General features: G+C 58.9%; 16 protein-coding genes. 8 read left to right on the top strand and 8 right to left on the bottom strand.

Translation table 11 applies throughout. The features are described 5' to 3' along the window. Positions 1–27 precede the first annotated feature (27 nt). Positions 28–1,545: an MDR family MFS transporter gene (locus ACP7A4_RS03180; protein ID WP_059761552.1), complete on the top strand. Its 1,518-nt coding sequence runs from the start codon at positions 28–30 to the stop codon at positions 1,543–1,545. A gap of 130 nt (positions 1,546–1,675) precedes the next feature. Here ACP7A4_RS03180 and ACP7A4_RS03175 read toward each other — a convergent pair whose 3' ends face one another. The 3 genes from ACP7A4_RS03175 to ACP7A4_RS03165 form a co-directional block, all read right to left on the bottom strand. Next, positions 1,676–2,530, bottom strand: a complete 855-nt coding sequence (locus ACP7A4_RS03175) for an ATPase (protein WP_426245486.1) — start codon at positions 2,528–2,530, stop codon at positions 1,676–1,678. A gap of 111 nt (positions 2,531–2,641) precedes the next feature. Further along, positions 2,642–3,640, bottom strand: coding sequence for an NAD-dependent epimerase/dehydratase family protein (locus tag ACP7A4_RS03170; RefSeq protein WP_426245484.1), 999 nt, complete (start codon positions 3,638–3,640; stop codon positions 2,642–2,644). Positions 3,641–3,692: 52 nt separating this feature from the next. Next, on the bottom strand, positions 3,693–4,586 hold the full coding sequence (locus ACP7A4_RS03165) for a LysR family transcriptional regulator ArgP (RefSeq protein ID WP_048401009.1): 894 nt from the start codon (positions 4,584–4,586) through the stop codon (positions 3,693–3,695). A 110-nt stretch (positions 4,587–4,696) separates the two neighbouring features. Between ACP7A4_RS03165 and ACP7A4_RS03160 the strand changes: the two genes are divergently transcribed. The 7 genes from ACP7A4_RS03160 to ACP7A4_RS03130 all read left to right on the top strand — a co-directional run bounded on the left by ACP7A4_RS03160 (position 4,697) and on the right by ACP7A4_RS03130 (position 13,854). Beyond that, positions 4,697–5,299, top strand: a complete 603-nt coding sequence (locus tag ACP7A4_RS03160; RefSeq protein ID WP_048362818.1) for a LysE/ArgO family amino acid transporter — start codon at positions 4,697–4,699, stop codon at positions 5,297–5,299. 212 nt (positions 5,300–5,511) lie between these two features. Further along, positions 5,512–6,108, top strand: coding sequence for a superoxide dismutase (locus ACP7A4_RS03155; protein ID WP_059761554.1), 597 nt, complete (start codon positions 5,512–5,514; stop codon positions 6,106–6,108). Between the two features lie 264 nt (positions 6,109–6,372). Continuing rightward, the gene (locus ACP7A4_RS03150) at positions 6,373–8,424 is read left to right on the top strand and encodes a putative bifunctional diguanylate cyclase/phosphodiesterase (protein WP_059761555.1); all 2,052 of its coding nucleotides are present in this window, start codon (positions 6,373–6,375) and stop codon (positions 8,422–8,424) included. Between the two features lie 162 nt (positions 8,425–8,586). Next, entirely contained in the window at positions 8,587–9,933 is a 1,347-nt protein-coding gene (locus tag ACP7A4_RS03145; protein ID WP_059761556.1) for an imelysin family protein, read from the top strand. Between the two features lie 296 nt (positions 9,934–10,229). Further along, entirely contained in the window at positions 10,230–11,651 is a 1,422-nt protein-coding gene (locus ACP7A4_RS03140) for a di-heme oxidoredictase family protein (protein ID WP_426245480.1), read from the top strand. Positions 11,652–11,677: 26 nt separating this feature from the next. Then, positions 11,678–12,742, top strand: a complete 1,065-nt coding sequence (locus ACP7A4_RS03135) for an imelysin family protein (RefSeq protein ID WP_059761558.1) — start codon at positions 11,678–11,680, stop codon at positions 12,740–12,742. Positions 12,743–12,756: 14 nt separating this feature from the next. Then, positions 12,757–13,854 (top strand): DUF1513 domain-containing protein, encoded by a 1,098-nt coding sequence (locus ACP7A4_RS03130; protein WP_426245478.1) that lies wholly within the window; start codon positions 12,757–12,759, stop codon positions 13,852–13,854. A gap of 124 nt (positions 13,855–13,978) precedes the next feature. Here ACP7A4_RS03130 and ACP7A4_RS03125 read toward each other — a convergent pair whose 3' ends face one another. From ACP7A4_RS03125 to colR, 5 genes are all read right to left on the bottom strand, one after another. Further along, positions 13,979–14,200, bottom strand: a complete 222-nt coding sequence (locus tag ACP7A4_RS03125) for a hypothetical protein (RefSeq protein ID WP_426245476.1) — start codon at positions 14,198–14,200, stop codon at positions 13,979–13,981. Next, a complete protein-coding gene (locus ACP7A4_RS03120; RefSeq protein WP_048362810.1) occupies positions 14,200–14,913 on the bottom strand; it encodes a lipopolysaccharide kinase InaA family protein in 714 nt (237 codons plus the stop codon). The genes ACP7A4_RS03125 and ACP7A4_RS03120 overlap by 1 nt, the downstream gene beginning before the upstream one ends. A gap of 3 nt (positions 14,914–14,916) precedes the next feature. Then, positions 14,917–15,597, bottom strand: coding sequence for a class I SAM-dependent methyltransferase (locus ACP7A4_RS03115; RefSeq protein WP_059761560.1), 681 nt, complete (start codon positions 15,595–15,597; stop codon positions 14,917–14,919). Between the two features lie 203 nt (positions 15,598–15,800). Then, a complete protein-coding gene (locus tag ACP7A4_RS03110; protein ID WP_048362808.1) occupies positions 15,801–17,078 on the bottom strand; it encodes a sensor histidine kinase in 1,278 nt (425 codons plus the stop codon). After that, positions 17,068–17,751 (bottom strand): two-component system response regulator ColR, encoded by a 684-nt coding sequence (gene colR / locus ACP7A4_RS03105; protein WP_048362807.1) that lies wholly within the window; start codon positions 17,749–17,751, stop codon positions 17,068–17,070. The genes ACP7A4_RS03110 and colR overlap by 11 nt, the downstream gene beginning before the upstream one ends. Positions 17,752–17,855 lie beyond the last annotated feature (104 nt).

The following is a 17,855-nucleotide window of genomic DNA, read 5'->3' as shown; positions in this document are numbered from 1 at the left end:
TGTGCCTTTGCGCCCACAGGTGTATTGATGAGCAGCCTGAACCAACCCGCCCAAGCCAAACCCGCCATTCGCAGCATCCTGGTCGCCCTGATGCTGGCGATTTTCCTCGGGGCGCTGGACCAGACCATCGTGGCGGTCTCGATGCCCGCTATCTCCGCCCAGTTCAAAGATGTCAGCCAACTGGCCTGGGTGATTTCAGGCTACATGGTGGCCATGACGGTGGCCGTGCCGATCTACGGCAAACTTGGCGACCTGTATGGCCGGCGGCGCCTGATGTTGTTTGGCATGGGCCTGTTTACCGTGGCCTCGCTGTTTTGCGGGTTGGCGCAAAACATGGAGCAGTTGGTACTGGCGCGGATCATTCAAGGCATGGGTGCGGGCGGGATGATCTCGGTCAGCCAGGCAATCATCGGTGACATCGTGCCCCCGCGCGAACGCGGCCGCTACCAGGGGTATTTCAGCAGCATGTACGCGCTGGCCAGCGTCGCCGGGCCAGTATTGGGCGGTTACATGACCGAATACCTGTCGTGGCGCTGGGTGTTTTTGATCAACTTGCCGTTGGGGCTGGTGTCGTGGTGGATCGCCCACCGCACCCTGGTCGGGCTGCCGGTGCCACAGCGAAAACCGATCATTGATTACCTGGGTACCGTGCTGATGATTATCGGCCTGAGTTCCTTGCTGTTGGGCATCACGCTGATTGGCCAAGGCCAGAGCTGGCGCAGTGAACAGGTGCTGATGTTACTGGGCGCCTCGCTGATCGCACTGCTGCTGTTTGTGTGGCATGAACGAGGGGCGCCAGAACCGCTGCTGCCCATGCACCTGTTTGCCAATCGCAGTGCGGTGCTGTGCTGGTGCACAGTGTTCTTCACCAGTTTTCAGGCCATCTCGTTGATCGTACTGATGCCGCTGCGATACCAGAGCATCACCGGTGCCGGTGCCGACAGCGCGGCCTTGCACTTGCTGCCGCTGGCCATCGGTTTACCCATCGGCGCGTACTTTGCCGGGCGCAGGACGTCCGTGACCGGGCATTACAAACCGATGATTTTGGGCGGCGCAGTGTTAATGCCTTTGGCGATTTTTGGCATGGCCCTCAGCCCGCCGAGTGCCGAGCTGTTGAGCGGTGTGTTCATGCTGCTCAGCGGGATCGCCTCGGGCATGCAGTTTCCGACCTCTCTGGTGGGGGCACAAAACAGCGTCGCGCAACGTGATATCGGCGTGGCGACCAGTACCACCAACCTGTTTCGTTCGCTGGGCGGCGCGATGGGCGTGGCGTTGATGTCGGCACTGCTGTTGGCGTTACTGCACGATTCGTTGATCACCCCGATCATGGGCCAGCCGCTGCTGGGCGAAGGCAGTTCGGGCAACGTGCTGCTGGACGGACTCAACGCGGTTCAAGGCCCCGCGCTGGACAACTTGCGGGCCGAGTTGCAGGTGACCTTCCGCCATTTACTGAGCGTCAGCGCAGCCATTTCAGTGCTGGGTTTATGTGCGGCAATTGCCATGCCCAATCAAGTGCTGCGCGGGCGTGAAGACAAGGCGCGGTAAGCGCTCGCAACCCATGACGTAGAGCTTGCCGCAGGCGACGTCCGGTTGCGCAGCAAGCGTAGAACCTGACAACTCGACCAGCCTGACACTGCGCGAGTATCGATTCTACGAAGGCTGCGGCTACGCGTGCTTACTTGGCGCTGATCTGTTTTTGCAGGTTTTGGATCTGGCTTTGCAAGGTGTTGATGTTGCGTGTGACTTGCCCACGGAACAGGTCAAACTCGGCGGTGTTGGCACCTTGCGCCGGGGCCGCTGCCGGACGGGTTTCCAGTTCGCTCTTGAGCACGATCAAGTCCTGCTCCAGGCGCTGAATGGCCGCAGCCGGGTTGCCCTGTTTTTTCAACGCAGCCACATCGGAACTTAAACCTTTGAGCTGAGCGTCCAGCTTGCCCTGCTCCGCCACGGTGGCTTTGAGTGTGGCCAGCTCGGTGCCTAAGGCCTTCACCTCGGTGGCCAGTTGTGTGCTGTCCGCTTGCTGAGCGGTCACTTGCGCCATAATCGCCGCATTGATTTGCTCAAAGCGTTTGTCCAGCTCACCTTGCTGGCCCACCACAGCGCCTTGCTGTTGCTTGCTCTGCTCAAGGAGTTTTTCTTCAAGCTGCTTGATCTGCAACTTCAGCGCTTCGCTGCCGCTGTTGAGGGTGGATTCACTGGCCACCACTTTGCCGGAGATGGCTTGCAAGCGCCCCGCCGCTTCTTCGCTGATGCGTGCAAAGCTTTCCTGGGTGGCCACCAGTTGCTGCTCCATCATCGACAACTGCTGAAAACTCCACCACGCCAACCCGGCAAACGCCAGCAAGACCGCGCCGAGCAGTGCCCACAGCGGGCCAGTGGTGGGCGCCTTGACCTTGATCACAGGGGTGTTGCGCGAATACACCGTGGTGCGTTCTCGGGCACCGGCTGTGGTGGCCAGTTCATCGTGGTCATCGACCGTGGCTCGCAGGGTCGGGACATCATCGAAGTCGTCGCGGGCATCGTTACGCATGGCAAACCTTATTCAAAACCTGAGTGAAAGCTGAATGGCGCGAGTATAAACCGCTGACTCGCGCCTTGATCGTCCTTGAACCTTCATCGGGTTCATCGGCAGTACGGGTGTTTAACGGTAGGGCGATTCCTGGGCTTTCCACCAGCCACAGAACTCATCAAGCGCCGCCCACACGCTGACTTTTGGGTCGTAGTCCAGGCAATGCCGGGCGCGACTGATATCGAGCGTGAAGTCTTTGCTCATTTCCTGCGTGCGCAAGCGCGAGCGTTTCGGCTCGGGCTGACCGGGCCACAGTTTACAGGCAACTTCACTGAGCGCACTCAAGCTGTACGCCGAGCCGTAGCCACGGTAACGCGTAACCGGCGCTACGTTCATTTGGCGCATCACGTAATTGACCACGTCCCAGAACGGGATCGGCGTGCCATTACTGATGTTGTACGCCTTGCCCAATGCCGTTCCTGTGGCCAGCACGCTGCTGAGCAGGGCTTCGTTAAGGTTTTGCACACTGGTGAAGTCGACTTTGTTGAGCCCGTTGCCGATGATCGCCAAACGGCCTTTGCGCTGCATTTGAAGCAAACGCGGAAACAGGCTCATGTCACCCGCCCCCGTCACCATGCGCGGGCGCAAGGCGATCACTTCAAGGCCGAACTCTTGGGCGCCGAAGACTTTTTGCTCGGCCAGGTTTTTGGTGACGGCATAGGTGTGGCTCAAACGTCTTGGCACCTGTTCTTCGCTCAGGCCCACGTGTGAGCGGCCGTCGAAATACAGCGAGGCCGAAGACAAGTGCACCAGGCGCCGTACGCGCTGTTTCAAGCAAGCTTCGACCACGTTTTCGGTAACCAGCACGTTATCGCGCTGCAAGTCCTGCGCACGGCCCCATGCACTGACGGCGCCCGCGCAGTGCACCACGGCGTCGATGTCGACGCACAGGTCGCGCACCAGCAAGCCATCGGTCAAATCACCCGGAATAAACTCAGCGCCACGCCGCACCAGGTGTTCAACACCGTCGGCACGCCGCCCGCTGACCCGTACGTCAAAGCCCTGCTCCAGGGCAAAACGCGCAAAGCGTCCGCCAATGAAGCCGCTTGCGCCGGTGACCAGAATCTTCATCAATCGCTCCAAATGCTCTAATGCGTGCTGCCTGCTGTTTAAACGCTGGATATCAGGCCAAAGGCACTAACCAGCGCGGCGCCGAACGCGATAAATGTTCGGTCAGTTGCCCCAGCAGTTGTCCGCCGTTGCGCCAATGATGCCAGTACAGTGGCACGTCAATCGGTTTATCTGGCAAAAGCTCCACCAGTGTTGCGCTTTCAAGTTGTTCGCGCACTTGCAGCTCGGGGACTAACCCCCAGCCCAGCCCTGCCTCGGTCAAGCGAATAAAGCCTTCGGAAGACGGGCACAGATGATGCTCGAAACCACCGTCCACCCCCAACGAAGCCAGATAGCGGTGTTGTAAGAAATCGTCCGGGCCAAAGACCAGCGCGGGGGTTTTTGGCAGTAACGCTGCGCTCACCCCCTGTGGGAAATGCCGCGCAATAAACGCAGGGCTGGCCAACGCGCGATACCGCATGGCACCCAGCAACACACTGCGCGCACCCGCCACCGGGCGTTCACTGGCACACAAACACGCCGCCACTTCACCGGCACGCATGCGTTTGAGGCCTACGGTCTGGTCCTCGACCACCAAGTCCAACAACAGGTGCTGTTCGGCGCAAAAATCTCCCACCGCCTGCGCCCACCACGTGGCCAGGCTGTCGGCGTTCAAGGCAATGCGCAGACGCTCCGGCAAACCTTCGTCATCCAGCGCAGGCACAGCGCTTTGCAGATCACGTTCTAGTAAACGCACTTGCTGCACATGGTTGAGCAAACGGCGCCCGATCTCGGTGGGGCTGGGCGGTGTAGCACGTATCAACACGGGCTGACCGATGCGCGCTTCGAGCAATTTGATGCGTTGGGAAATGGCCGATTGTGACAGCCCCAACACCTGCGCCGCACGTTCGAAACCCGCTTGTTCCACCACCGCTGCCAGCGCGGAGAGTAATTTATAGTCGAACATCAGTTTTCCTAATGAGCGATCAGCAATATTGGTTTTTCTTATACCTCTAACGACCGGAGAATAGCCAGCAGCACACCGCTCTCCGCGCTGTAGTTAGACGAGTAATTCCTATGTGGCAAAGCTACCTCAACGGCCTGTTGGTCGCGTTCGGCCTGATTATGGCCATCGGCACCCAAAATGCTTTCGTGCTGGCGCAAAGCCTGCGCCGTGAGCACCACCTGCCAGTGGCGGCATTTTGTGTGGTATGCGACGCCTTGCTCGTGGCTGCCGGGGTGTTCGGGCTGGCGACGATTTTGGCGCAAAACCCCATCCTGCTCAGCGTGGCGCGCTGGGGTGGCGCTGTGTTTTTGTTGTGGTACGGCACCCAGGCGCTGCGCCGCGCTTTTTCCAATTCCAGCCTTGAACAATCGGCGGGGCAAACCGCCCGCTCGCTCAAGGCGGTGATGCTCAGTGCATTGGCCGTGACCCTGCTCAACCCCCATGTGTACCTCGACACCGTTTTGCTGATCGGCTCGCTGGGGGCGCAGCAAAGTGTGCCCGGCGCTTATGTCATCGGTGCAGCCAGCGCTTCACTGTTGTGGTTCTTCACCCTGGCCCTCGGCGCGGCATGGCTGGCACCGTGGCTGGCGCGTCCCGGCACTTGGCGCCTGCTCGATTTGCTGGTGGCCGTGATGATGTACACCGTGGCCGTGCAGTTGATTGTTGCCGGGTGATCGAGGACAAAAAAGACGCGCCCGAACCCATCGAGTTTTTCCATCAATCGCGCTGGAACCTCTATTCCACACAGTTGTTGCGTGGTTAAGGCGTCACCCCGGTGCTATGATCCTGACCCTGCGCCGCGAAGAGTAAAAACTCATCGGCGCGTGTTTGGCCGCCCGTGATCGGCCTTGCGCTCATCGCAACTGACCTGATTAGGAGAATCAACATGGCTTTCGAATTGCCGCCGCTGCCGTACGCACACGATGCCCTGCAGCCGCACATCTCCAAAGAAACCCTGGAGTTTCACCACGACAAGCACCACAACACCTACGTCGTGAACCTGAACAACCTGGTGCCAGGCACCGAGTTTGAAGGCAAAACCCTGGAAGAGATCGTTAAAACCTCTTCGGGCGGTATCTTCAACAACGCAGCCCAAGTGTGGAACCACACGTTCTACTGGAACTGCATGACGCCAAACGGCGGCGGCCAACCGACTGGCGCACTGGCTGAAGCGATCAACGCCTCGTTCGGCTCGTTCGACAAGTTCAAAGAAGAATTCAGCAAAACCTCCATCGGCACCTTCGGTTCCGGCTGGGGCTGGCTGGTGAAAAAGGCTGACGGTTCCCTGGCACTGGCCAGCACCATCGGCGCCGGTAACCCGCTGACCAGCGGCGACACCCCGCTGCTGACCTGCGACGTGTGGGAACACGCTTACTACATCGACTACCGCAACGTACGTCCGAAGTATGTAGAAGCCTTCTGGAACCTCGTTAACTGGAAGTTCGTGGCTGAGCAGTTCGAAGGCAAAACCTTCACCGCTTAAGCGATGCGCCAGATAAAAAACCCGGCATTGCCGGGTTTTTTTTGCCTGCTGAAAAGTCCGTGCCCCACTGGCCGGCGCACTAACGCCAGCTAGAATCAAACCACTGAAATTTTCTTCGGCACCGGCTCAAGTTCAGCAGGCACAAGACCGACACAGTGTGCACAGCATGGCCGCATCAACGTTTTGAAAGCGAATAGTGTCTGCGAGGGATTACCCACAGTCATGGCTACTTGATATCATCGGCCAGAAACAAGGAAGCGCTCTTTGAAGCTGGAACTTAAAAACAGCTTGTCAGTCAAGTTGCTCCGGATCGTGCTGCTGTCAGCGCTGGTCGTCGGGGTGGTGCTCAGCTGCGCGCAAATTGTGTTCGACGCCTACAAAACCCGGCAGTCGATCAACAATGACGCCGAACGCATTCTGGATATGTTTCGCGACCCTTCGACCCAGGCCGTTTATAGCCTGGACCGCGAAATGGCCATGCAAGTGATCGAGGGGCTGTTTCAGGACGAAGCCGTACGCCAGGCCTCTATCGGGCACCCCAAAGAAACCACCCTGGCGCAAAAGTCCCGACCGCTGCGAGAAGCCTCCAGCCGCTGGCTGACAGATGTGTTTCTGGGCAAGGAACTCACCTTCGTCACCCCTCTGGTCGGTCGCGGCCCTTACAGCGAGTACTACGGCGATTTGACCATCACCCTGGACACCGCGACCTATGGCGACGGTTTTCTGGTCAATTCCGGGATTATTTTCATCTCCGGTGTACTGCGCGCCTTGCTGATGGGTCTGGTGCTGTACCTGATCTATCACTGGCTGCTGACCAAACCGTTGTCGCGCATGATTGAGCACCTGAGCACGATCAACCCCGACCGTCCCAGCGAACACCTGTTGCCGTTGCTCAAGGGCCACGAAAAAAACGAACTGGGGATCTGGATTAACACCGCCAATCAGTTACTGACCTCAATAGAACGCAACACGCACCTGCGCCACGAAGCCGAAAACACCTTGCTGCGCATGGCCCAGTACGACTTTCTGACCGGCCTGCCAAATCGCCAGCAACTGCAAACGCAACTGGCCAAGATTTTATTCGATGCCGGGCGCTTGCAACGCCGGGTGGGCGTGTTGTGCGTGGGCCTGGACGATTTCAAAAGCATCAACGAGCAATACGGTTACCAGACCGGCGACCAACTGCTGATGGCCGTTGCTGACCGTCTGCGCTCTCACAGCGGCCGCCTGGGCGCCCTCGCCCGCCTAGGCGGTGATCAATTTGCCCTGGTGCAGGCCGATATCGACCAGCCTTATCAGGTGGCCGAGTTGGCGCAAAGTATTCTCGACGACCTCGAAACCCCGTTTTCGCTGGCAGAACAGACAATTCGACTGCGGGCCACCATCGGTATCACGCTGTTCCCCGAAGATGGCGACACCAGCGAAAAACTCCTGCAAAAGGCCGAGCAGACCATGACCTTGGCCAAGAGCCGCTCGCGCAGCCGCTACCAGTTCTACATCGCCAGCGTCGACAGCGAGATACGCCGCAGGCGTGAGTTGGAAAAAGACCTGCGTGACGCCTTGCTGTGCAATCAGCTGTACCTGGTCTATCAACCGCAGATCCGCTACAGCGATCACCGCGTAGTCGGCGTCGAGGCGCTGTTACGCTGGCAGCACCCCGAACACGGCATGGTGCCGCCTGACTTGTTCATCCCCCTGGCCGAGCAAAACGGCAGCATCATCGCCATTGGCGAGTGGGTACTGGATCAAGCCTGTCATCAATTGCGCGAGTGGCACGATCAGGGCTTCACTGAGCTGCGCATGGCGGTCAACCTGTCGACCGTGCAGCTGCACCACGCCGACCTGCCGCGCATGGTTAACAATCTGCTGCAAATTTACCGTTTACCCGCGCGCAGCCTCGAACTGGAAGTCACTGAAACCGGCCTGATGGAAGACATCAGCACCGCCGCCCAGCACCTGCTGAGCCTGCGCCGCTCGGGGGCATTGATCGCCATTGATGACTTTGGCACGGGCTATTCGTCGCTCAGCTACCTCAAGAGCCTGCCGCTGGACAAAATCAAGATCGATAAAAGCTTTGTGCAGGACCTGATTGACGATGACGACGATGCCACCATCGTGCGGGCCATCATCCAGCTCGGTAAAAGTTTGGGCATGCAAGTGATTGCCGAGGGCGTCGAAACCCTGGCGCAAGAGATGTACGTGATCAATGAAGGCTGCCATGAAGGCCAGGGCTACTTGTACAGCAAGCCCCTGATTGCACGGGAATTGAGCATTTTTCTGAAGCAGGCGCAGCGCAACAATGCCGTCATTATGTAAATGCATGTTTCGAGTGCAGTGAAGCGTCCGGCGTAGAGGTGACGTGAATAGGAAATATTTACAACGCTAACCCTTTACAGAAAATGCATATCTTTCGCATCATGTCGCCAGTATTGCGTGCAGTCGCACGCGTGTCCCACCTCTCGAAGCAGGATTTTCGCCATGATTCGTATGCCCCTGGCCTCCGCCAGTCTGCTGGCCATTGCTATTTCACTCGCCGGTTGTGGCGACAAAGACCAAGAAAAAAATGCAGCGACCCCAGCGCCTGCCGCAGCGACGACTCAAGCGACTCCCGCAGCTGACATCAGCGCAGTGAAAATCGACGAAGCTGCCGCCAAGGCTGTTGTGGCGCATTACGCCGACATGGTGCATGCCGTCTACAGCGACGCCGAATCCACCGCTAAAAAGCTGCAAACCGCAATCGACGCCTTTTTGGCCAACCCTAACGACGACACGTTGAAAGCAGCCAAAGCGGCCTGGGTTGAGTCCCGCGTGCCTTACCTGCAAAGCGAAGTGTTCCGCTTTGGCAACACCATCATTGACGATTGGGAAGGTCAGGTTAACGCCTGGCCACTGGATGAGGGCCTGATCGACTACGTTGACGCCAGCTACGCGCACGCTCTGGGCAACCCGGGTGCCACCGCCAACATCATTGCCAACACCCAGATCCAGGTCGGCGAAGATAAAGTCGACGTCACCCAAATCACCCCTGAAGTCCTTGCCAGCCTCAACGAGCTGGGCGGTTCGGAAGCTAACGTAGCCACGGGCTATCACGCTATCGAATTCCTGCTGTGGGGTCAGGACCTCAACGGCACCGGTCCGGGTGCAGGCAACCGCCCTGCGTCGGACTACCTGGAAGGTGAAGGCGCTACGGGCGGCCACAACGACCGTCGTCGTGCCTACCTGAAAGCCGTGACCCAATTGCTGGTCAATGACCTGAACGAAATGGTGGCGAACTGGGCACCTGAGGTGGCCGACAACTACCGCGCATCGCTGGAAGCAGAGCCTGTCCAAAACGGTCTGCGCAAAATGCTGTTCGGCATGGGCAGCCTGTCGTTGGGCGAACTGGCAGGCGAGCGCATGAAAGTCTCGCTGGAAGCCAACTCCCCTGAAGACGAGCAAGACTGCTTCAGCGACAACACCCACAACTCGCACTTCTACGACGCCAAAGGCATTCGTAACGTGTACCTGGGTGAATACGTACGCGCCGATGGCACCAAGATGACCGGCCCTAGCCTGTCTTCGCTGGTAGTCGTGGTTGACCCGGCTGCTGACGCCACCTTGAAGTCTGACCTGGCCGACACCGAAGCCAAGATCCAGGTCATGGTGGATCGTGCAGCCAAGGGCGAGCACTACGACCAATTGATCGCCGCGGGCAACGAGTCCGGCAACCAAGTGGTTCGTGACGCCATCGGCGCGCTGGTCAAGCAGACCGGTGCCATTGAACAAGCCGCTGGCAAGCTGGGCATCAGCGACCTGAACCCGGACAACGCCGATCACGATTTTTGATCGACAGCGTTTGAATGAGTGAACATGAGGCGGCCTGCGGGCCGCCTTTTTTGTGGGTGTACCGATGCATCACCGATGCATGGCCCGCAGTCGCTGACCAGTAAAGCGAGGCTGCGATGGGTCGCGATGCGCCAGCCCGGCACGCGATTATTCAACCCGGCAGATCATTCCATCCGATGAAGGGTTTACGGTCGTTGACTGCCGCAGATCAAACCAAATGCTAATTCCTCTTATTTCAATTCACCTTCCCTGATAAACTTTGCGCCCTCGATTTTGCTCGCTGAACTGGACGCTTGATGCCTTCGTTGCCTCTTCGCCTGTCTCTGCTGCTCCTGGCCCTTGGCCTTGGCGGTTGTGATGACGCCCCGCGCTTTACCAAACCCGAGCCTGGCGAAGCCCGCTCCGGTGGGGCCACGACGGTGCGTAAAACCGATCAAAATGCGTTTTCAATGCCCTCCGCCAACCTGGCGCCCACCCGGCGTCTGGATTTCAGTGTCGGCAACAGTTTTTTCCGCAGCCCGTGGGTGATCGCCCCGTCTACCACCACGGCGCGCGACGGGCTGGGCCCCCTGTTCAATACCAACGCCTGCCAAAACTGCCACATCAAGGACGGCCGTGGTCATCCGCCCGCCCCCAACGCCAAGAACGCCGTGTCGATGCTGGTACGCCTGTCGATTCCCAATGACCCGGCATTTGCCACGCTGATCGAACACATCGGCATCGTCCCCGAACCGGTCTACGGCGGCCAATTACAGGACATGTCAGTGCCCGGCGTGCCCCCTGAGGGCAAGGTGCGGGTCGATTACACGCCGGTGCCCGTGCGATTCAAGGACGGCACCGAAGTCGAACTGCGCAAACCTGTGCTGCACATCACTCAATTAGGCTACGGCCCGATGCACCCCGACACGCGTTTTTCCGCCCGTATTGCGCCGCCGATGATTGGCCTGGGGCTGCTTGAAGCGATCCCGGACCAAGACATTTTGGCCAACGCCAAAGACAAGAGCGCTGATGGCGTGACCGGGCGCCCTAATTGGGTGTGGGACGACGCACAACAAAAAACTGTCTTGGGCCGATTTGGCTGGAAAGCGGGCCAACCCAATCTCAATCAACAAAATGTTCACGCCTTTTCTGGTGATATGGGGCTTACCACGTCCCTGCGACCGTTTGATGATTGCACCCAGGCTCAAACTGCCTGCCTTGAAGCGCCCAACGGCAATGGCCCGCAAGGTGAGCCTGAGGTCAGCGACAACATTCTGCGTCTGGTCGAGTTCTATACCCGCAACCTCGCGGTGCCCGCGCGTCGTGATGTCGGCGCACCAGAGGTGCTGGCCGGTAAAAACCTGTTCTACAAAGCTGGCTGCGTTGCGTGCCACACCCCGACCTTCACCACCTCAGCCACGGCGGCTGAACCGGAGTTGGCCAATCAGGTCATTCATCCTTACAGCGACCTGTTATTGCACGACATGGGCGAAGGGCTGGCCGATGGCCGCACCGAGTTCACCGCCAGTGGTCGACAATGGCGCACTGCGCCCTTATGGGGGATTGGCTTGACCCAGAACGTGAGCGGCCATACCCAGTTTTTGCACGATGGACGTGCGCGCAACCTGCTCGAAGCCGTGCTGTGGCATGGTGGCGAGGCCGAACCGGCCAGGCAGCAGGTTTTACAGTTCAATGCCGAGCAGCGCGCTGCGTTGCTGGCGTTCCTGAATTCTCTTTAAACGCTTATAAGATCGGGGACCCCGACATGTTTCGACCCAAGTTGTTGTTCACCAGCCTTGCCGCCCTTGCCTTGGGCGCGTGTGCACCGCAAGACCCGCAGGCCGTGACCTCGGCCGCCATTGCCAAGCAAGTGATCCTGCCAACTTACAGCCGCTGGGCCGATGCCGATCGCCAATTGGCTGTCAGCGCCCTGGCGTATTGCGAAGGCAAAGAAACCCTGGAAACCGCCCGTGCCGACTTCCTGCATGCGCAGAAAGCCTGGGCCGAGCTGCAACCGCTGCTGATCGGTCCGCTGGCTGAGGGCAACCGTTCGTGGCAAGTGCAGTTCTGGCCGGACAAAAAGAACCTGGTCGGGCGTCAGGTTGAACAACTGGTCATCGCTCAGCCGCAGATCGATGCCGCTGCCCTGGCCAAATCCAGTGTTGTGGTGCAGGGTCTGTCGGCTTACGAGTACATCTTGTTCGACAGCAAGATTGACCTTGCCGATGACACGCAAAAAGCCCGTTATTGCCCACTGCTGACGGCCATTGGCGAGCGTCAGAAACAACTGGCCGAAGAAATTCTGGCGAGCTGGAACAGCACCGACGGCATGCTGGCGCAGATGAGCAAGTTCCCCAACCAGCGCTATGCCGATTCCCACGAAGCCATTGCTGACCTGCTGCGGGTTCAGGTCACCGCACTGGACACCCTGAAAAAGAAACTCGGCACCCCGATGGGCCGCCAGAGCAAGGGCATTGCACAGCCTTTCCAGGCCGATGCATGGCGCAGCGAGTCGTCGCTCAAGAGCCTGGCCGCCAGCTTGGCCGCCGCTCAGACCGTATGGGCTGGCGTTGACAACAAAGGTTTGCGTGGCCTGTTGCCCGCCGACCAGAAACCGTTGGCCGACAAAATTGACGCCGCGTATGCCGCCTCGCTCAAATTGTTCAATGATAACCAGCAGTCGCTTAATGAATTGCTGGCCGATGACGCCGGCCGCGCCAGGCTGAATGCGATTTACGACAGCCTGAACGTGGTTCACCGCTTGCACGAAGGTGAACTGGCCAAGGCGCTGGGCATTCAACTGGGCTTTAACGCCAACGACGGCGATTAATGAAGGAAGGTTCGATGATGCGCAGGCAAGCTCTGAAACTCGGCGGTTTACTGCTGAGCGCCGTTACGCTGGGCGGCTGGTCGCTGTTCAAAAACAAAGGCCACAGCCCGCTGTTGTTGAGCGCCCGGGATGACGTGGACGGCAATCACTTTGCCGTGGGTTACACGCTCGACGGCACTCAGGTATTCAACACCCAAGTGGGCCAGCGCTGCCACGACATCATCAACCACCCCACACTGCCCATTGCGTTGTTCGTTGCCCGGCGCCCCGGCACCGAGAGCTACCTGATCAACCTCAAGGATGGGCAGTTGCTGCAAACCCTGACATCCCTGCCCAATCGCCACTTTTATGGTCACGCGGTGATTCATAAAGATGGCGAGTGGCTGTACACCACAGAAAACGACACCACCGACCCGGGCCGGGGCGTGCTGGGGGTTTACCGCTTTGAAGGCGAGCGTCTGATACACAGTGGCGAAATCCCGACTCACGGCGTAGGCCCGCATCAAGTGTCGTGGATGCCAGACGGCGAAACGCTGGTGGTGGCCAACGGCGGTATCCGTACCGAAGCTGAAAGCCGGGTCGAGATGAACCTCAACGCCATGCAACCCAGCTTGGTGCTGATGCAGCGTGACGGCACCCTGCTGAGTAAAGAAACCCTCAGCCAGCAGATGAACAGCGTGCGTCACTTAGGCATTGCCAACGACGGCACAATAGTGGCGTGCCAGCAATTTATGGGTGACGCCCACGCGCTGTCCGAGTTGTTGGCAATCAAGCGCCCCGGCCAGCCCTTTGAGCCGTTCCCGGTGGCCGAACAGCAACTGCGTGCAATGGGCCATTACACCGCCAGCGTGGCGGTGCACAGCGACCTGCGGCTGGTGGCATTGACGGCCCCTCGCGGTAATCGGTTTTTTGTGTGGGATCTGGACAGTGGCGCAGTACGACTGGATGCGCCGTTGCCCGATTGCGCAGGCGTAGCCGCGGTAAAAGATGGTTTCGTGGTGACATCAGGCCAGGGGCGCTGCCGGTTCTATGACTGCCGACAAACACCGTTGACCGCCAAACCGCTGGATTTGCCCGCAGGGCTTTGGGACAACCATTTGCATGTGATGTAGGGCACTTGCCTGCGCAGCAATCACCAAATCCGATAACGTCGTTAAATCAGGCAAAACCAGCACCCTGAGTTAACGACGTCTTCGCTTGCGCACATGGCCTTCGGCAACGGTGACAGACAGCCTGTCAGGGGCGCAGGCCTTGGGACATACCAAACATGAACAGCAATAAATCATGATCCGGCCTGGCTATGGTTTCGACTTTAGCGACGCGCGGCAGCGGGCATTGACTGCCACTGGTGGTTGAACTCAGCACTTGCAAACGGGGTTGCTCCCAGGCAGCCATTGCCACCGAAGCAATCGCCAGCGCACCCAGCAGGAACAAACCTCGTGCTATTTCTCTCTTCATCACCGTAAACCTTTGATGGCGCTGCCAAACACCGTCTCATAAAAGTAGATCAACTTGCGCCAGTCGGTGTCGCTCCACGACGAATGGCGACGCAGCTGCTTCAGATCGTGTGAGGCCGCCTTGTAGGGTGTCAGGCGTTGCCTGCATTTCTCCAGATCAAGCAGGGCAACATCTACCGTTGCACTCTGCGCGCTGCCCGTGACCCGTACAAAGACATGTTTGATATAAAGGCAACCGTGCTGCCAACGCCCCAGGTGCATGCGCGCCAGGTTTTGCGCCACCGCCTCAAGCACGCGCTCATGCACGGCTTCGCCATAGCGCTCACGCCCACCGGCGGCGTACCAATTGTCGATTTCGATAAAGCCGTCCAGCGCCGCCGTCACCAACAACGCACGCCATTGCCCGTCCGGTGCCTGCCTGGCCCCACAAAACACCAGTTCCGGCACATTGACTGACAAGGCGCTCAGGGCCAGCAGCGCATCGCGCTCACGCAACACAGTCGGGCGCCCTAGCGGGTAGCGCCAACTGCGGTAGATATGGCCCACTTGGCGCTTGGCATACAACAACCGACCCGCTTCGTGGATTCGTTGTACCCCACTCTCCCCGCCACGACGCTGGTTGGGTTCTTCGACCCACTCGCCCTCCTGGCGCCAGTAATGTTCAAAACAGTCTTCTGTCGACATCGGGGGTTGCTGTACACAATCAACGGCCATGAGTTACCTCTTGCGTAGTACGTAAACCCGCCACATCGCATACAGCGGAATAAAGTCCAAATGCTCCTGAACGGTGAAACCAGCCTTTCTAAACTCCGCCTCAACTGTAACAGCAGGTAACACAAACCGATTTTGGTAACCCTCCTGCACAGGCGAAGTGCCCCGTTGACGCTCCAGACGCTTGCGCTTCCACGCCTTGAAGTTGCCGTCGACCCACAGAGAAATAATCACGCTGTCGCGGCTGACACGGTGAAACTCCCGCAATAGAGCCATCCGATGACTTGCGTCACCGATATGGTGGAGCAGGCGCATACAAAAAATACTGTCGACCGCGTTATCTGGCAGGTCTATATCAAACGCAGACGTCTGCAAACGGCGTACCCGTTTCACCACTTCGGCCGGCTGAGCGACGCAAGCCACTTCCAGCATAGACGCTGAATTATCAGCCCCGATGATTTCACGGTTATGTTTTGCGGCCAGTAACGGCCAAAAACGACCTGCGCCGCACGGTAAATCCAGCACCACCCCAGGTTCGCCCGCTATCGCCAGGGCGCGACGCGCCAACTGCTCGTCACGGGTATGGGACAAGCGTCGCGCCCAACCGTTCTGGTGCTTTAACAGATAATCAGCTGCGTGCTGCTGGTCGTACTTTTCAGAAAACTTAAGTGTGATCGCGGGGCTCATGACGGCTCTCCTGAAGCATGTAGCCCTACCTTAATCAGGCGGGTGTGAGCATCAGGTCATCATCGAGTGAAAAATTTGTGCCGCTAAACACCGCAAAGATCGCAGGGTTTTACAGGCATGGAGTGCTGGCGCGGGGCCATTTAACGACTAAAAGCTAAGAGGAGACGACGGCGAGCAAGGTGCAGGCCGTCGTTAAGCGGGCATCAATCCTTGGGATCGAGTTCGACGTGAAAACGGCAACCGTTGGGTTCCATCGTGGTCAATGACACACGCCAGCCCTGGCTGTCACAGATGCGCTGAACCAATGACAAGCCCAGCCCCAGCCCCTCTCCGCGCTTTTCACTGCCGCGTACAAAAGGCTGGAACATGGCCTGGCGTTTCTCTTCCGGGATGCCGACACCGCTGTCCTCCACCACAAAACCGGTCGGTTCGAGGGTCAGGCGAATGAAGCCGGTATCGGTGTAGTGCAACGCATTACGTAACAAGTTACCCATCACCGCGTGCAGGAATGTTGCGTTATAGAGCGTGTCCAGCGGCTGACCCGGCTGGTAGATCAGCTCCAGGCCTTTGGCTTCAATCGGGCCACGCCACAGGCTGATCAAGCCTTCAGCCACGGTGGTGAGGTTGACCTTTGGCGACATACTGGCGTCTTCGTGTTGCGCGCGAGCCAGCATGAGAAAGGTCTGCACCAACTCGCGCATCTCTTCGCAAGCGCGGGAAATACGCTCCACTTGTGAACGACTGCGTTGATCCAGGGCCGGGTTTTCGAGCAATAGCTCGCAGGAGCTGGCCAGGACCATCAACGGCGTGCGCAACTCGTGGCTCACGTCACTGGTAAACAGCCGTTCGCGGGTCAGCGTATCGCGCAAGCGCCCCAACGTGGCGTCAAAGGCAACGGCCAGTTCACCCACTTCATCGGCAGCGTAATCGGGCGCCAAGGGCGGGGCCAACCCGAGCAATTGATCGCGATGGCGCACTTGGCGCGCCAGCCTTACCACCGGCGCCATCACCCGTCTGGCCAGCACCCAACCCAGGAAGACCGCCAGCGCCAGCGCCAGCACAAAGCCCACCAGCACCACGGCAAACAGTACGCGCTCACGCTCTTCAAAATCGCTTTGGTCTTGCAGCAAGACATAGCGCCGCCCGTCAACCACCTCAACCATGGCGTGATACGACAACTGGTCGCGAAACACCTCATGAAAGCCCGGCTGCAAATGGCGCAGATCCTTGGGTAAGGCAAAGTCGCCGCGCCCACCACTGAAGTAGAACAACTGGTCTGGCTCGGGGCGGTGATTCCAGTCGGCAACGTTGTCCATCAACAGCAAGCGCTGCAAGTCACCGCCCAAACCGGCCGAGATCAGTTTTTCTTCCACCAGGTGCACGGTGGCGACAATACCCATCGCGAAGGTGCCCGCAACCAGCGCACTCATCAGCGCAAACGCGATGATGATCCGCTGGGCAAGGCTTTGCTTAAACTCCATCGCGTGCCTCGGCGAGGCGATAGCCCACGCCATGCACGGTTTGCAGCAGCGGTTTATCGAACGGTTTGTCGATCACCTGGCGCAGTTGGTGGACGTGGCTGCGCAGGCTGTCGCTGTCCGGGCAATCGTCGCCCCACAAGGCTTCTTCCAAAACTTCGCGGCGCAGCACGTGCGGGCTTTTTTGCATCAGCACAGCCAGCAGTTTTAGCCCTACCGGGTTGAGCTTGAGCAGGCGCCCATCGCGCGTGACTTCAAGGGTGTCCAGGTCATATTTAAGGTCTGCCACTTGCAACTCGCGCCGCCCGCCGCCCTGGGCACGGCGCAATACGGCTTCAATGCGCGCCGCCAATTCAGACAGCGCAAAGGGTTTGAGCAGGTAATCATCGGCACCGGACTTGAAGCCTTGCAGGCGATCGTCCAACTGATCACGGGCGGTGAGCATGATCACCGGTGTGTCGCGGCGCGCGTCTTCACGCAAGCGCTTGCACAAGGTATAGCCGTCAATGCCGGGCAGCATGATGTCGAGCACGATCAAGTCGTAATGCTCGGTGGCCGCCAGGTGCAGGCCCGACAAACCGTCCTGTGCGCAATCCACGGTATAGCCTTTAAGCCCTAGATAATCGGCCAGATTGGCGAGGATATCGCGGTTGTCTTCAACCAACAGAATTCGCATGGGCACTTTCTCCGTACGCAGTTACGGCCGTCTTGGCCCGCGCAGCTTAGAGTGAAGATCGGCGCAGGGCCAGTGCCATAAGGCGTTCTGCGTATTTAGTTGAC

This window comes from Pseudomonas sp. TWR3-1-1 (assembly GCF_049896545.1).
Lineage (GTDB): Bacteria > Pseudomonadota > Gammaproteobacteria > Pseudomonadales > Pseudomonadaceae > Aquipseudomonas > Aquipseudomonas weihenstephanensis.
This window is presented reverse-complemented; position numbering and strand designations above follow the sequence as displayed.

Coding starts and splice junctions, on each gene's coding strand:
- ACP7A4_RS03180 (WP_059761552.1), top strand. CDS start 28: ATGAGCAGCCTGAACCAACCCGCCCAAGCCAAACCCGCCATTCGCAGC.
- ACP7A4_RS03175 (WP_426245486.1), bottom strand. CDS start 2,530: ATGCGTAACGATGCCCGCGACGACTTCGATGATGTCCCGACCCTGCGA.
- ACP7A4_RS03170 (WP_426245484.1), bottom strand. CDS start 3,640: ATGAAGATTCTGGTCACCGGCGCAAGCGGCTTCATTGGCGGACGCTTT.
- ACP7A4_RS03165 (WP_048401009.1), bottom strand. CDS start 4,586: ATGTTCGACTATAAATTACTCTCCGCGCTGGCAGCGGTGGTGGAACAA.
- ACP7A4_RS03160 (WP_048362818.1), top strand. CDS start 4,697: ATGTGGCAAAGCTACCTCAACGGCCTGTTGGTCGCGTTCGGCCTGATT.
- ACP7A4_RS03155 (WP_059761554.1), top strand. CDS start 5,512: ATGGCTTTCGAATTGCCGCCGCTGCCGTACGCACACGATGCCCTGCAG.
- ACP7A4_RS03145 (WP_059761556.1), top strand. CDS start 8,587: ATGATTCGTATGCCCCTGGCCTCCGCCAGTCTGCTGGCCATTGCTATT.
- ACP7A4_RS03140 (WP_426245480.1), top strand. CDS start 10,230: ATGCCTTCGTTGCCTCTTCGCCTGTCTCTGCTGCTCCTGGCCCTTGGC.
- ACP7A4_RS03135 (WP_059761558.1), top strand. CDS start 11,678: ATGTTTCGACCCAAGTTGTTGTTCACCAGCCTTGCCGCCCTTGCCTTG.
- ACP7A4_RS03130 (WP_426245478.1), top strand. CDS start 12,757: ATGATGCGCAGGCAAGCTCTGAAACTCGGCGGTTTACTGCTGAGCGCC.
- ACP7A4_RS03125 (WP_426245476.1), bottom strand. CDS start 14,200: ATGAAGAGAGAAATAGCACGAGGTTTGTTCCTGCTGGGTGCGCTGGCG.
- ACP7A4_RS03120 (WP_048362810.1), bottom strand. CDS start 14,913: ATGGCCGTTGATTGTGTACAGCAACCCCCGATGTCGACAGAAGACTGT.
- ACP7A4_RS03115 (WP_059761560.1), bottom strand. CDS start 15,597: ATGAGCCCCGCGATCACACTTAAGTTTTCTGAAAAGTACGACCAGCAG.
- ACP7A4_RS03110 (WP_048362808.1), bottom strand. CDS start 17,078: ATGGAGTTTAAGCAAAGCCTTGCCCAGCGGATCATCATCGCGTTTGCG.
- colR (WP_048362807.1), bottom strand. CDS start 17,751: ATGCGAATTCTGTTGGTTGAAGACAACCGCGATATCCTCGCCAATCTG.